This is a genomic window from Bacillus sp. BHET2 (genome assembly GCF_005938125.1).
Classification (GTDB): domain Bacteria; phylum Bacillota; class Bacilli; order Bacillales; family Bacillaceae_B; genus Rossellomorea.
The window spans coordinates 309,921-322,850 of sequence record NZ_VCQN01000003.1; the positions used below are offsets into that span (position 1 = coordinate 309,921).

General features: G+C 42.3%; 14 protein-coding genes and 1 pseudogene. 11 read left to right on the plus strand and 4 right to left on the minus strand.

What is annotated here, in order from left to right; all coding sequences use genetic code 11:
- Nucleotides 1-95: 95 nt before the first annotated feature.
- The 5 genes from FGG79_RS14115 to pdaA all read left to right on the plus strand — a co-directional run bounded on the left by FGG79_RS14115 (nucleotide 96) and on the right by pdaA (nucleotide 4,389).
- The gene (locus FGG79_RS14115) at nucleotides 96-278 is read left to right on the plus strand and encodes an SE1561 family protein (protein ID WP_138779397.1); all 183 of its coding nucleotides are present in this window, start codon (nucleotides 96-98) and stop codon (nucleotides 276-278) included.
- A 306-nt stretch (nucleotides 279-584) separates the two neighbouring features.
- Nucleotides 585-1,031 (plus strand): GNAT family N-acetyltransferase, encoded by a 447-nt coding sequence (locus tag FGG79_RS14120; RefSeq protein ID WP_138779400.1) that lies wholly within the window; start codon nucleotides 585-587, stop codon nucleotides 1,029-1,031.
- Between the two features lie 82 nt (nucleotides 1,032-1,113).
- Nucleotides 1,114-2,670: a fumarate hydratase gene (locus tag FGG79_RS14125; protein WP_138779401.1), complete on the plus strand. Its 1,557-nt coding sequence runs from the start codon at nucleotides 1,114-1,116 to the stop codon at nucleotides 2,668-2,670.
- 131 nt (nucleotides 2,671-2,801) lie between these two features.
- A complete protein-coding gene (locus FGG79_RS14130) occupies nucleotides 2,802-3,371 on the plus strand; it encodes a DUF4825 domain-containing protein (RefSeq protein WP_171050937.1) in 570 nt (189 codons plus the stop codon).
- Nucleotides 3,372-3,612: 241 nt separating this feature from the next.
- On the plus strand, nucleotides 3,613-4,389 hold the full coding sequence (gene pdaA / locus FGG79_RS14135; RefSeq protein ID WP_138779405.1) for a delta-lactam-biosynthetic de-N-acetylase: 777 nt from the start codon (nucleotides 3,613-3,615) through the stop codon (nucleotides 4,387-4,389).
- Nucleotides 4,390-4,455: 66 nt separating this feature from the next.
- Here the strand turns inward: pdaA and FGG79_RS22445 are convergent, their stop codons facing one another.
- Entirely contained in the window at nucleotides 4,456-4,572 is a 117-nt protein-coding gene (locus FGG79_RS22445) for a DUF4362 domain-containing protein (RefSeq protein WP_138779813.1), read from the minus strand.
- Nucleotides 4,548-4,730 carry a hypothetical protein gene (locus tag FGG79_RS14145; protein WP_138779407.1) on the minus strand — a complete coding sequence of 61 codons (183 nt, stop codon included), beginning with the start codon at nucleotides 4,728-4,730 and terminating at the stop codon, nucleotides 4,548-4,550. Before FGG79_RS14145 ends, FGG79_RS22445 begins: the two co-directional genes overlap by 25 nt.
- A gap of 156 nt (nucleotides 4,731-4,886) precedes the next feature.
- On the opposite strand from FGG79_RS14145, the gene FGG79_RS14150 reads away from it, so the two are divergent.
- Together FGG79_RS14150 and rlmD are read left to right on the plus strand one after the other, a co-directional pair.
- Nucleotides 4,887-5,756, plus strand: a complete 870-nt coding sequence (locus tag FGG79_RS14150; protein WP_138779409.1) for a DNA-3-methyladenine glycosylase family protein — start codon at nucleotides 4,887-4,889, stop codon at nucleotides 5,754-5,756.
- A 15-nt stretch (nucleotides 5,757-5,771) separates the two neighbouring features.
- Nucleotides 5,772-7,172 (plus strand): 23S rRNA (uracil(1939)-C(5))-methyltransferase RlmD, encoded by a 1,401-nt coding sequence (gene rlmD, locus FGG79_RS14155; RefSeq protein ID WP_138779411.1) that lies wholly within the window; start codon nucleotides 5,772-5,774, stop codon nucleotides 7,170-7,172.
- Between the two features lie 92 nt (nucleotides 7,173-7,264).
- Here rlmD and FGG79_RS14160 read toward each other — a convergent pair.
- Nucleotides 7,265-8,028: pseudogene (locus FGG79_RS14160) on the minus strand (SDR family oxidoreductase).
- A 231-nt stretch (nucleotides 8,029-8,259) separates the two neighbouring features.
- Between FGG79_RS14160 and FGG79_RS14165 the strand changes: the two are divergent.
- A complete protein-coding gene (locus FGG79_RS14165) occupies nucleotides 8,260-9,360 on the plus strand; it encodes a DUF2087 domain-containing protein (RefSeq protein ID WP_138779413.1) in 1,101 nt (366 codons plus the stop codon).
- Between the two features lie 108 nt (nucleotides 9,361-9,468).
- Here the strand turns inward: FGG79_RS14165 and FGG79_RS14170 are convergent, their stop codons facing one another.
- On the minus strand, nucleotides 9,469-10,743 hold the full coding sequence (locus tag FGG79_RS14170) for an MFS transporter (RefSeq protein WP_138779815.1): 1,275 nt from the start codon (nucleotides 10,741-10,743) through the stop codon (nucleotides 9,469-9,471).
- Between the two features lie 117 nt (nucleotides 10,744-10,860).
- Here FGG79_RS14170 and FGG79_RS14175 point away from each other — a divergent pair, with 117 nt between their 5' ends.
- The 3 genes from FGG79_RS14175 to FGG79_RS14185 all read left to right on the plus strand — a co-directional run bounded on the left by FGG79_RS14175 (nucleotide 10,861) and on the right by FGG79_RS14185 (nucleotide 12,888).
- The gene (locus tag FGG79_RS14175) at nucleotides 10,861-11,418 is read left to right on the plus strand and encodes a helix-turn-helix domain-containing protein (RefSeq protein ID WP_138779415.1); all 558 of its coding nucleotides are present in this window, start codon (nucleotides 10,861-10,863) and stop codon (nucleotides 11,416-11,418) included.
- A 360-nt stretch (nucleotides 11,419-11,778) separates the two neighbouring features.
- On the plus strand, nucleotides 11,779-12,267 hold the full coding sequence (locus tag FGG79_RS14180; protein ID WP_138779417.1) for a GNAT family N-acetyltransferase: 489 nt from the start codon (nucleotides 11,779-11,781) through the stop codon (nucleotides 12,265-12,267).
- Nucleotides 12,268-12,318: 51 nt separating this feature from the next.
- Nucleotides 12,319-12,888: a kinase gene (locus FGG79_RS14185; RefSeq protein WP_481747284.1), complete on the plus strand. Its 570-nt coding sequence runs from the start codon at nucleotides 12,319-12,321 to the stop codon at nucleotides 12,886-12,888.
- Nucleotides 12,889-12,930 lie beyond the last annotated feature (42 nt).

Genomic DNA, 12,930 nt, shown 5'->3' on the forward strand with positions numbered 1-12,930 from the left:
ATAAGTCATCTATCCATTATTGAGAAAGGGTCAGCCCTTGTCAATCGGAAATTTATTGGTTACCATAGTAAACGTATTGAAAGGAGAGAGGACTCTTGGGTAAAGCAATCAATGATAATAACTCACAAGTGAGTTATTTAAAACAACGCCTTAACCTTTTCGTCGACGTTCTGGACTCAATCGACCCTGAACAAACTGATATTGACGATATCGATCGCCTAATCGCTATGATCGATGACATAGAAGTGAAATGCGAGCAGTTTAAGAAAAGTGAGTAGGAGTCCTGGTATGGGGCTCTTTTTTTTAGGGACGGACCTTGGCGATCGAGGGTGACGGTTTGCGGGTTTGACGTGTTATGTAGAACGGTCGATATACGGGTAGTTTCGGTCGGTAAATTGAAATTATGGTCTATAAAATGAAGATAAGGTCGATATATTGAAAAAACGGTCGATATTTCCCCACAACGGTCGATAAATCATACATTCCATTCCAGCGCCCCACAAGACAACAATGCACAAGCAGGATTTCCTTACCGATATGTCTAACTTTAATAGAACACTACCTATTAAAGGAGCGACATCCCCATGATCATCACACCCATTGAAAAACATCAAAGCGAACAAGCAAAAAACGTCATCCTGTCCGGATTCCTTGAGCGATTCGGATTCATCGATCACACCTTGAATCCCGATATCCTTGACATCACACTTGAATACGACGGCACGCAGCATCATTTTTTTGTCGGAAAGGAAAAGGACAATATCATTTGTACCGGAGCGATCAGAAAAGAAACAGAAGATACATATCAGATTGTCCGGATGTCGGTGCTCTCCCCCTTCAGAAAACGTGGACTCGGCCGTATCATGCTCAAATTTTTGGAAGAAAAAGCCCATACATTAGGAGCACGCAAACTCAACCTTGAAACGAACAAAAAGTGGGCGGATGCCATCCAATTTTACAAAAAGAACGGCTACATATATAAGGAAGAAGATGAAATGTCGTGTTATTTCGAGAAGGAAATTCCATTGTGAAATCCCTTTCAATCTCATTCTTATAGGAGTATAATAATGAATGAAAATTGAGACTGTTTGAGATCTTTAGAGGGGGAGAATGATGAATAAAGAGACATTACAGCAAAGTATGTACGATTTGATTGTGGAAACGTCCACGAATCTGCCAAAGGATGTCAGGCGTGCGATCCGCTCTGCGAAGGCACGTGAGAACGCCGGGACGCGTGCAGCGATGAGCTTGGATACGATTTCAAATAATGTGAAGATGGCGGATGACAATGTATCCCCGATTTGTCAGGATACAGGTCTTCCAACTTTTAAAATAAAAACACCGGTCGACGTGAATCAGCTAGAGATCAAAGAAGCTATCTATGCGGCCATGGTACAGGCGACAAAGGATGGTAAGCTTCGTCCAAACTCCGTAGATTCATTGACAGGGGCAAACTCCGGTGACAATCTGGGTCTTGGTACACCTGTCATCAAGTTTGAGCAGTGGGAAAAGGATTATATCGACGCGCGCCTGATCTTAAAAGGCGGGGGTTGCGAAAATAAAAATATTCAGTACAGTCTTCCGTGTGAGCTTGAAGGACTGGGCCGTGCCGGGCGGGACCTTGATGGGATCCGTAAATGTGTGATGCATTCGGTGTACCAGGCACAAGGGCAAGGCTGTAGCGCTGGATTCATTGGTGTCGGCATCGGGGGAGACCGTTCTTCTGGCTATGATTTGGCAAAAGCACAACTATTCCGCTCCGTTGAAGACGAAAACCCCAATGAAGATCTTCGCAAGTTGGAAGAGTATGTGATGGACAATGCCAACGAGCTTGGAATTGGAACCATGGGCTTCGGTGGGGAAACGACTTTGCTTGGATGTAAAGTAGGGGTCATGAATCGTATCCCAGCAAGCTTCTTCGTATCGGTTGCTTATAACTGCTGGGCGTTCCGTCGTTTAGGCGTGAAGCTTGATGTGGAGTCTGGAGGCATCGACGATTGGTTTTATCAGGAAGGGGATAAGATTGATCTGACCCAAGGATCTGAGGCGGAGCTTGAAACGGCAGCTGCATTATCAGAAGAACAACCTAATGTGGTGGTACTGGAAGCACCAATCACGGAAGAGAAAATCCGTGAATTGAGAGTGGGAGATGTAGTTCACATCAATGGCCGTATGTATACAGGTCGTGACGCAATCCACAAGCATCTGAGCGAAAACGATGCCCCGGTTGATCTTGATGGACAGATTATTTACCACTGTGGGCCAGTTATGCTAAAAGACGAAGAGGGCAACTGGCATGTGAAAGCTGCGGGCCCGACAACATCGATTCGCGAGGAGCCTTACCAAGGTGACATTATGAAGCGGTTCGGTATCCGTGCGGTTATCGGTAAAGGCGGCATGGGCCCGAATACATTGGCTGCCTTAAAGGACCATGGTGGAGTGTACTTGAATGCGATTGGTGGAGCGGCCCAGTATTATGCTGATTGTATCAAGGGAGTAGATGGTGTGGACTTGATGCAGTTCGGTATCCCTGAAGCAATGTGGCATTTAACTGTCGAAGGCTTCACGGCGGTCGTGACGATGGACTCCCATGGGAACAGTCTTCATGAAGAAGTGGATAAATCATCATTGGAAAAATTGGCTCAGTTTAAAGAACCTGTTTTTAAATAAGAAAATGGAACCATCTCGCACAAGCTGCGGGGTGGTTTTTTTGATGGGTAATTATGTTAATATAAGTGAAGAAATGAAACTTTACCACAAGTAAATCCGTATGACATACAAACAAAACTTGGAGGGCTATGATGATTTTTAATAAAATGCTTGGTATGTTGATTTTAACGTTGATGGTCTTATTGACAGGGTGTGGAAGCAATCCGGAAAAGCAAGCGGATATCACCTCCATCGAGGATGTAAGTATGGATACTTTAAAAGAAAATAGCGGAACCTATGTAGGAGATAACTCGAAGGTACAGGCGATCCTTCAAGAACTGCCTGGTGGTGAAACAATCAAGGAGATTGACCTATCAGGTGAGATGGTGAAAGTGACGTATGGTTATAAGGAAGGGAAACTGTCTGAAAACGATGTGAATGAATACTGGTTTGACGGTACCAACGTCAACAGAAAGAACTTTTACTTCAACGCCATCTATTTGACTCTCCTTGTTCCAAACGCAAAGGAATATCACTTCACCGTCGACGAATCGATGGTTTCCGTCACAAGGGACAAAATGGTCGCAGGTCTTTCCAAAGAATTCAGCGACTTCCCAAAAGAAGAAAACATCTGGGACAAAAAAACCGTTGCCTCATTCATCGATAAACATCAAGGAAAACTGACCGAAATGGCAACAAAGTATCAAACTTTTTTTGAGTAGAGGGACGGACCTTTATTTTTGTTCACAATTGAACGCAACAACGGTTATAAGTCACGGAACAAACGCTAAAAGTTCCGCAATAAGCGACCCAAGTGAAGATTTCACCCTCAAAAATAATCTTTTTAACTCGCTTTTGTTTAAAAAAATCGCATGAACATCCATTTTTGGATACTATTAGTACACATGAATCCTTCCCGTTCTCAAAAACTAAAGGAAACGGAAGTGAAAGAAGGGTTCAATTTTGCGGAAATCACTATATGTGTTAATAATAGCGTCCATCTTAGTATTGCTCATCCCGGCCCAAGCATATGCAGTCTCGAATAATCCAATCGGCTGGGGTTTTAAAAAGAGTCAAAATGAAGTACAGCCGGAAGCGGGTGCTGCGTATGACGAGCTCCTTGAGAAATACGATGCCTTCTACAAAGGCTCACCAGATAAAAAAGTACTATACGTCACATTCGATAACGGGTATGAAAATGGCTATACCGAGAAGATTCTCAATGTACTAAAGCAGGAAAAAGTACCAGCCACGTTCTTCGTGACAGGGCATTATCTGCTGAGTGCTGAGGACCTGGTGAAGCGGATGGTAAAAGAGGGGCATATCATCGGAAACCATTCCTGGCATCACCCGGATTTCACCGCAAGCACTGACCAAAAAATTCGAGAAGAGCTTGAAAAAGTGAAAGTGAAAACGAAAGAATTAACCGGGCAGAAAGAAATGAAGTATCTGCGTCCGCCAAGAGGCGTCTTCTCTGAACGCACTCTCCAAATCGCAAAAGAAGAGGGGTATACCCACGTCTTCTGGTCGGTTGCCTTCATTGATTGGAAGACCGATCAACAAAAAGGCTGGCAATACTCTTATGACAACATCATGTCTCAAGCCCATCCCGGCGCCATTATCCTTCTGCACTCCGTCTCCAAAGACAACGCAGACGCATTGGAAAAAGCCATCCAAGACCTCAAAAAACGAGGATACACATTCAAAAGCCTGGACGAGCACCCAATGATGAAAAAATAAGAGGGACGGACCTTCATTCCTAGGACCTGGTCCTAGGAATTGAGGTCCGTCCCCTTAATGAGACTCTTATCCACTCCCATCGAACTCCATTTCATGAATGGTCCCATCCCCTTCATCCGTATAGCTGGCGATTCGGATTTTATCAGGTGCGCCTTCTTTTACATTATCGAGAAATTCGAATATCTCTCGAGATTCTTTATTTCCCCATGTGTATCCATCACAACCACATCCGTTGCCGTGGGTTCATACGCATTCATCTTTCCGCCGGTACCAATCTCGACCTGATCCCCAAGCTTTGAACAGCATGCAAAACCAATTCCCAGGAATAGTCCAATAATCAATCACCTATTTTCCCTTCACTCCACCAGCTCTTAATAAAATCATTAGACTTAGGTCCGTCCCTATACTACTGGAATTAGACGGTCTATAACGTTGATGTGTTACATAGGCGGTGTGCTATAATACACATACAAGTTTTGTGCGGAAGGGTGAGGACAATGGTAGTAAGGAATAGTAAGATTGAAGGTCCATATGATTTCGACCGGGTGCTTGAACGATTAGCACTGGATCCGTTAAATGCAGTAGATCGGTCAGAGCGGAGCGTGAAGGTTCCTTATTATCTCCCGGATGGAGAAGGGGAGGTCATCACGGTACAGGCTGTTGGTACAACCGACGAACCGGAATTCAACATAAGCTTTGAGAATGAAGAGGAGATTGACCGAAAGCAACAGCGCATCTCAGACATTTTTCAATGGCAAACAGGTCTTCTTGACATGCACAAGCATTTCCTGCAAACCGACCTGAAGCCGATTTTCGAAGAACATGTCGGAACACCGATCATGCTTGAATTCGATCCGTTCGCGACCATCGTGAAAAGCATCATACATCAACAGCTGAATCTGAAATTCGCCTTTACCCTGACCCACCGGTTTGTCACAAAGTACGGCTGGGAAAAGGACGGGGTATGGTTCTATCCATCCTCTGAAAAAATAGCGGGTCTCACAGTGGAAGAACTCCGAGAGCTTCAATTCAGTCAGCGAAAAGCAGAGTATGTGATTGGACTCGGAGAAAAGGTTTCAAATGGCGATCTCGATTTGGCACAATTATCCCAACTTCCTGACGAAGAGGTCATTAAAGAACTTACGAAAATCCGTGGCATTGGTCCTTGGACAGCCCAAAGCTTCTTATTATTTGGGTTGGGGCGGCCGAATCTTTTTCCGAAAGCGGATATCGGTATTCAAAACGCCATCAAAAAATTATTCGGGATGGACGAAAAGCCAACCATGGACGAACTGGATCAATTCAGCGCGGCTTGGCATCCTTATTTAAGCTATGCATCCTTGTATTTATGGAGAAGTATTGAATAGAACGGACGTGAACCAATGAAAAAACAATATGAAAAAAAGCAACAAAGCAATGAAGTGAAAATTGAGCTGAAACAGCAGTTTCCTCTGACTATAAAAAAGATCGGAATCAACGGTGAAGGAGTCGGATTCTTCAAGCGCAAGATCGTCTTCGTGCCAGGTGCCCTTGCAGGTGAAGAAGTGGTTGTCGAAGTGACCAAGGTCCACCCAAAATTCACAGAAGCCCGTATCAAAAAAATACGGAAGAAGTCTCCTCAGCGAACGAAAGCTCCGTGCCCGGTATATGAACTATGCGGGGGATGTCAGCTTCAGCATCTTTCATACGATGGACAGCTTGACGCAAAGCGGGACATTCTGCTCCAATCACTGGAACGACATACGAAGCTCAAGCTTGAAGACATGGATATTCGCCAAACGATGGGAATGGACAACCCATGGCATTACAGGAACAAAAGTCAATTTCAAGTGGGCACACAAAATGGTAAAGCGATCGCTGGCCTCTATAGCATGAACTCCAACAAGCTCATCGATATCGACGAGTGTATCGTTCAGCACCCACTGACAAATAAAGTGACATCTGAAATTAAACGCATCATCAATGATTTCAATATCCCGGTCTTTGATGAGAAAAAGAAAATACCGATTATCAAAACAATTGTTACACGTGTAGGTTTTGAAACCGGTGAAGTCCAAGTTGTACTTGTTACAACAGAGAAGAAGATTCCTCGTAAGGAATTGTTACTCAATGAAATCCAAAAGCGTCTTCCAGAAGTCGTTTCGATTGCCCAAAATATAAACCCTAAAAAAACGGCTCTCGTTTTCGGTGACGAAACAATTCATCTGTCAGGAAAAGAAAGCATCGAAGAGCGCCTTGAAGAGTTCACCTATGAACTTTCAGCGCGTGCCTTCTTCCAGCTCAACCCGATCCAGACGAGTAAGTTGTACAATGAAGCAAAAAAAGCGGCCGGACTTACAGGCGAAGAAAAAGTTGTCGATGCTTACTGTGGAGTCGGGACGATTGGTCTTTGGCTTGCTGACGGTGCGAAAGAGATCCGCGGTATGGATGTCATCAAGGAAGGAATCGATGACGCGAAGAAGAACGCGAAGAAGTTTGGTGTCAATCATGCCGAGTACTTTGTAGGCGGTGCTGAAACGCTCATGCCGCAGTGGAAAAATGAAGGCTGGCGTCCGGATGTAGTCGTAGTCGACCCTCCAAGAACCGGATGCGACAACAAGCTACTTGATACACTTAAAGAGGTGAAACCAAAAACATTCGTCTATGTTTCCTGTAACCCTTCCACTTTGGCAAAAGATATTGATTTTCTGAAGAAACAGTATCGTGTCGAGTATTTGCAGCCTGTGGATATGTTCCCGCAGACGGCTCATGTGGAAGTTGTGGCGAAGCTTGTGTTGAAATAACTAGTGAACAAGTTCGAATTCTATTTTCAAAGATATTCTAAAAAGGGTACCAAATCGATTTGATTTGATACCCTTTTTGTATAGAGATCTCTTTACTCAATCGAGCCCCTCGTATGCTTATACATTTCCACAACAGCCTGATCAATTTCATCCCTCGACATTCTCATCGCATTCGCGGATCTTTCGTATCCGATTTCTGTCTTTCCTTCCTTTAAATCATTGAAAATCGCATCGGCAAAATCATCGACTGGTGCGCCGAAAGTATGGAGACCGACTCCTCCTAAATCTGTGTTCACGGCAGGCGGAGCCACTTCTATCACTTCAATGGACGTTTCTGCAAGCTGTTGTCTGATGCTTGTGGAAAAGGAATGAAGTGCTGCCTTTGTAGCTGAATAAATAGGTGCAATCGCCATAGGGGTGTGTAGGCAAGTCCTGATGTGACATTCAAGATAGCTGCATAGGTTTTGTCCTGGAAGTATGGCGCAAACAGTAAAGCAAGGTGCATTGGTGCTTCCATATTTGCCGTGATTTCTTTGTTGTAATAGCTCCAATAATCTTTCGCATCTGTTTTGAGCACGTGATAACGCTGTTGAATGCCGGCGTTGTTCACGAGCACATTCACGTCAGGATAATGAGTCGTGACCCATTCAAACAAGTTTACACGTTCAGATTCCACCGTCACATCGCATACTCTGGTAAAGATTTGAGGATATTTCTTTTTTGCTTCCTCAAGCTTATCCACACTTCTTCCACAAATGATGACCTGATTCAGATTCTTCATGAAACGCTCTGCAAATGAAAAGCCGATTCCAGAGCCGCCTCCGGTTATTAATATCGTGTTTCCAGTTAGGTTCATAAACCATTCCTCACTTCTGGGTAGTTTCTTTACTTAGCATTTATTTTAATAGCCAAAATGAAATAATGCGAACCTTAGAACTCAATCTCTTTTATTTCTAAAATTAGTTATAATATAAACAAACGAAATGTTAATATGTTTGTAAAAATATAAACATAATTTAAAAACGTTTGTTAAAATAATAAAAGCGTAGTATGATGATATCAATCGAAATGAACATGGAGGATTTCTATGAACCATTATTTTTCCCGAAATCTTTCCATCGAAGTGATGGAGAAAGGGTATGTTGAAGACGCAATTGGATTTGGATGTATTTTCTGTGAGAAGAAAGTGACCAAAGGAAGAATCTATCAAGTAGATGGTATGTTGTACGAGGATTGGTACTATATGGAACATCATATTAAGAAAGAACACGGAGACGTATTTGACGTACTCCTTGCAAGTGGGAAGGAACATACAGGATTGACTGAACAACAGTCAAAGCTGTTGAGGCTAATTTATCAAGGGAAGGATGATGGGGAGATTCAGAAAGAGTTAAATATCGGCAGTTTGTCCACAATACGGAACCATCGCTTTGTTCTTCGTAAAAAAGAGCGACAGGCGAAAGTAATGGGAGCATTAATGTCATTGTTGAACAAGCAAATGGATTCCTCTAGAGAAGAGGAATCAGACCGAATTGAAAAACCGATAGAACCATCTGATGAGATATCACGCTTCTTCTCAGAGGAAGATGGGCGCCTGAAAACCTATCAACTAAAGGAATACGAGAAGGAAAAGGTATTGTCAGAGATCATGGGCTTATTCCATTATGGGAAAAAGTACTCTGAGAGTGAAATCAATCAGGTATTAGGAGAAATATACGAAGATTATGTACTGCTGAGGCGGGAGCTTGTAGACAGAGGATTCCTCTCTCGTCACCATGACGGCAGTCAATATCATGTGGTAGATCCTATGGAGGGAGAGGATATGAAGATGGATAGTAAAAAGGAATTAAAACTAAAAGCAAAAGAAGAAAAGCCGAAAAGTGGTGTCTTTCAATTAGTCAACAAGGAAAACGGGAAGGTGTTTGTTGGTTCGTCTCCAAACCTTAAATCATTAAATGGGCTAAAATTCGAACTGAATTTAGGAAGTCACCAAAATAAAGGGCTCCAACAAGATTGGAAACAATACGGAGAAGAAGCCTTCACATTCGAAATATTAGAACTTGCAAACGAAAAGGATCTGCTAAAGCGTAACAAAAAGAAAGTACTAGAAGACCTAAAAGAAAAATGGATAACCAAACTCAACCCCTTTGGAGAAAAAGGATACAACCGAGTAAAAAAAGAGAACTAACCAGAGGGACGGACCTCCATTAATCAGTAATATTCCCTATATAGAGGGATTTATGGCTGAAATGTGAGGTCCGTCCCTCTTATCACGTCCCTCTTATCACTGTCTCTTTTACCCCTTCAATGTTTGTCTGGTTGATATTATGGTGGAGGTCTGTTTTTTGATCATGATGACAAAGAGGCTTGCCAATACGCAGAATATGCCAGCCATGAGGAATGCCCATGTGTAAGAGTTGAGTTTGTTGAATATGATTCCACCACCAAAGGCGGCAACGGCAGCCCCTGCCTGGTGCGCTGCGAATATCCAACCATAGATGATTCCGCTTTTGGCAACGCCAAAGATTTGTCTCGAGATGTTAATTGTAGGTGGTACTGTGGCAATCCAGTCCAGTCCATAGAAGACGGAGAAAATCATCAGCAGAGCCACCGAGCCTTTAGACAATGCAAGAGGAAGTAATACAAGGGAGCCTCCTCTTAGAGCATAATACCAAAACAGCAGCCAGCGACTATCAAAGCGATCGGATAGCCATCCTGATAAAGTGGTACCAACCAGGTCGAAGATTCCCATAAATGAAAGTAATGAAGCGGCTGTGACTAATGGGATTCCGTAGCTTAAACAATACGACACGAAATGAGTTCCAATCAATCCACTGGTGGAAAGTCCACAAATGAAAAAACTCCCTGCAAGCAGCCAAAATTCTTTGACCTTAACGGCTAAAGCTAATCCACTGAATGCTATAATGATTGGATTTTTCTTTGTTTTGTCCTCGATTTCATGTGCGCTTTTTTCGCTTCCGTAGGGAAGGATCCCAATATCTTTGGGAGAGCTTTTCATAAAGACGATGATTATGATTATCATGATGATACTAAGAATGGCAATGAGGCTGATAGCCCCCCGCCAGGAATATTGATCGATGATGATGGCTAATACGGGCAGCAAAATTAACTGTCCAGTTGCAGTACTGGCTGTTAAGATTCCCACCGCAAGGCCCCTTCGTTTTACAAACCAGCGATTGGCAACATAAGGACTTAAGACTGTCAAGAATAGAGAAGAGCCCAGCCCAATGATGATGCCCCATATGAGAATGAGCTGCCATGGTTGATTCATGACTAATGTGAGTAAAGTTCCTCCCAATAATGTTCCCATCGACATGATCATGATCTTCTTTAAGCCCAGCACTTCTATTAGCGCTGCCATAAATGGACCGGATATTCCATATAAAAAAAGACCCACAGCAAAGGCGAGGGAAATGACAGACCGGTCCCAGCCAAACTCGTTCTCAAACGGTTCAATAAAGACTCCAGAAGAAGACCGGACAATTCCTGCCACAATAATCGAGAAGAAGGAAATGGTTAAAATAATCCAACTGTAATGAAGACGTTTCACACCTACCACCCACAATCATCCTATGATAAAATTATTATAGTGAACAAAATGATTATTATAATAATTTATTATATTGTACAATAGGGAAACGATATTGTTCAATAGGAGGTTTTACATATGGAACATATACAAGGCATCATTTCAAAAAATCTGACGAGTATCCGTAATAAACGAAGAATGAGTTTAGACGACTTGGCGTCAGTAACAGGAGTGAGTAAAAGCCTGCTTCGACAGATTGAAAAAGATGAATCCAATCCAACGATATCAACACTCTGGAAGATTGCCAACGGATTGAAAATCCCCTTCACGTCCCTTATGAAATATGAACTTCCGGATACGGAAATCGTACGAAAAAGTGAAATAGACCCACTCTCTGAAAAGGACGAATCCTATCGACTATATCCTTCTTTTACCTATGAAGATCAAAAACCTTTTGAAATGTACACAGTGGAGTTAGATTCTGGAGCAAAACTCGAATCCAATCCCCACAGCCCCGGAACGATCGAGTGCATAACTGTCTTCAATGGGACCCTTAGCTTAACGGTACAAGAAAAGGAACAAATTCTGAATACAGGAGATTCAATCAAGTTTAAGGCAGACTATGATCATGTTTATTTGAATCCTGGAGATGAACTAACGAGGTTGAGTATGGTGATTTATTATCCGGAGGAGTAGGGAGACTTAATTTAATGGTAGTGGCCATTCGCAAAGCGGGTGGCCATTCTTTTTTACTATCGAGAAAACTTACGAGAGCACGCACTTATTTTATGAAAATAGGAGCAATAATATGGGATTTAATGTTAATATGATTTATGAGAATAGCCTTTCAGGTATGTGATTGAAAGGAAACGAGAGATTATGAAAATAGTAGATGTTGTCAAAGGTTTTCGACAATCGGAATGATGGGTGGCTTTATGAGAATAGATTATGAGACAATCACCGGTCTCATAGAGGGCAGATAAGAATCATCAGAAAATGGTCTTGTGTCACAAATGAGATGAGCTCTTATGACTTTATTCGAAAGGAGTGAATGATTTGTTACTCACAAAAAGATGTGAACTGCACGTGATGTCGGAAAGTCATGAGCAACATATAAAAAAATTGTATGAGAATGAGCAAGTAAGAAAATATTTAGGCGGTACTGTTAACGAAGAAGTCTATAAGCTCAGGTTCACCGATATGCTACATTCGAAGAACAGTGACCTTCATTGGGCTGTTTTTGAAAAAGGTACTAGAGAGTTTATGGGACTGGTTTTTCTTGATACTTACCATGATGGGGTACAGACAGAAATCGGCTATCAATTATTGCCTGAATTCTGGGGCAAAGGCTATGGCAGGGAAGTAATCACGAAAGTAATAGATTATGGTTTTCATACATTAGCTTTGGACAAAATCGTGGCTGAAACTCAGTCGCAAAATAATGCATCTTGTAGGTTATTAACCTCCGTCGGAATGAAGTTTGAGAATAAACTCGAGCGATTCGGAAATGAGCAATCAAGATTCAGTATTTCAATTCCATCCTAAAAAAAATTCTGATGGTAAGGAGTGAAATGGTTGAAGACCGACTTTGATCTCATGCAAATGATTAATTCTCATCAAACCAATTCCAGTTTCATCTTAGGAATAGACGGTCTAAGTCGTTCGGGTAAGACAACTTTTGTAATGGAACTTCAAGATATTCTCGTGAAAGAATCTCAAGACTTTCACATATTCCATATTGACGACCACATCGTGGAACGAGCACGCCGATATAATACAGGCTATGAAGAATGGTACGAATATTTTCAATTACAATGGGACACTGCTTGGCTGACCGAGAATTTTTTTCGGGATTTGAAGAATAGCAATCAAATCACTCTCCCTTTTTATGATAGTCAAACAGACACACATCAGAGTAAATTCATCCGTTTGCCCAAAAAAGGAGTAATCATTGTTGAAGGGGTGTTCCTTCAACGGGAGAAATGGAGAGCATTCTTTGACAAGGTTGTCTATCTGGATTGTACAAGGGAACAAAGGTTTATGCGTGAATCCCAAGCGACACAACAGAACCCTGCGAAATTTGAGAACAGATATTGGAAGGCAGAAGAGTATTATTTGAATGTATACAACCCAACCGAGAGTGCTGACGTTGTCATAAAGACATAATGTAGGAAGAAGGGAGTTTTCTAATAATAGAGAAGCTTCCTT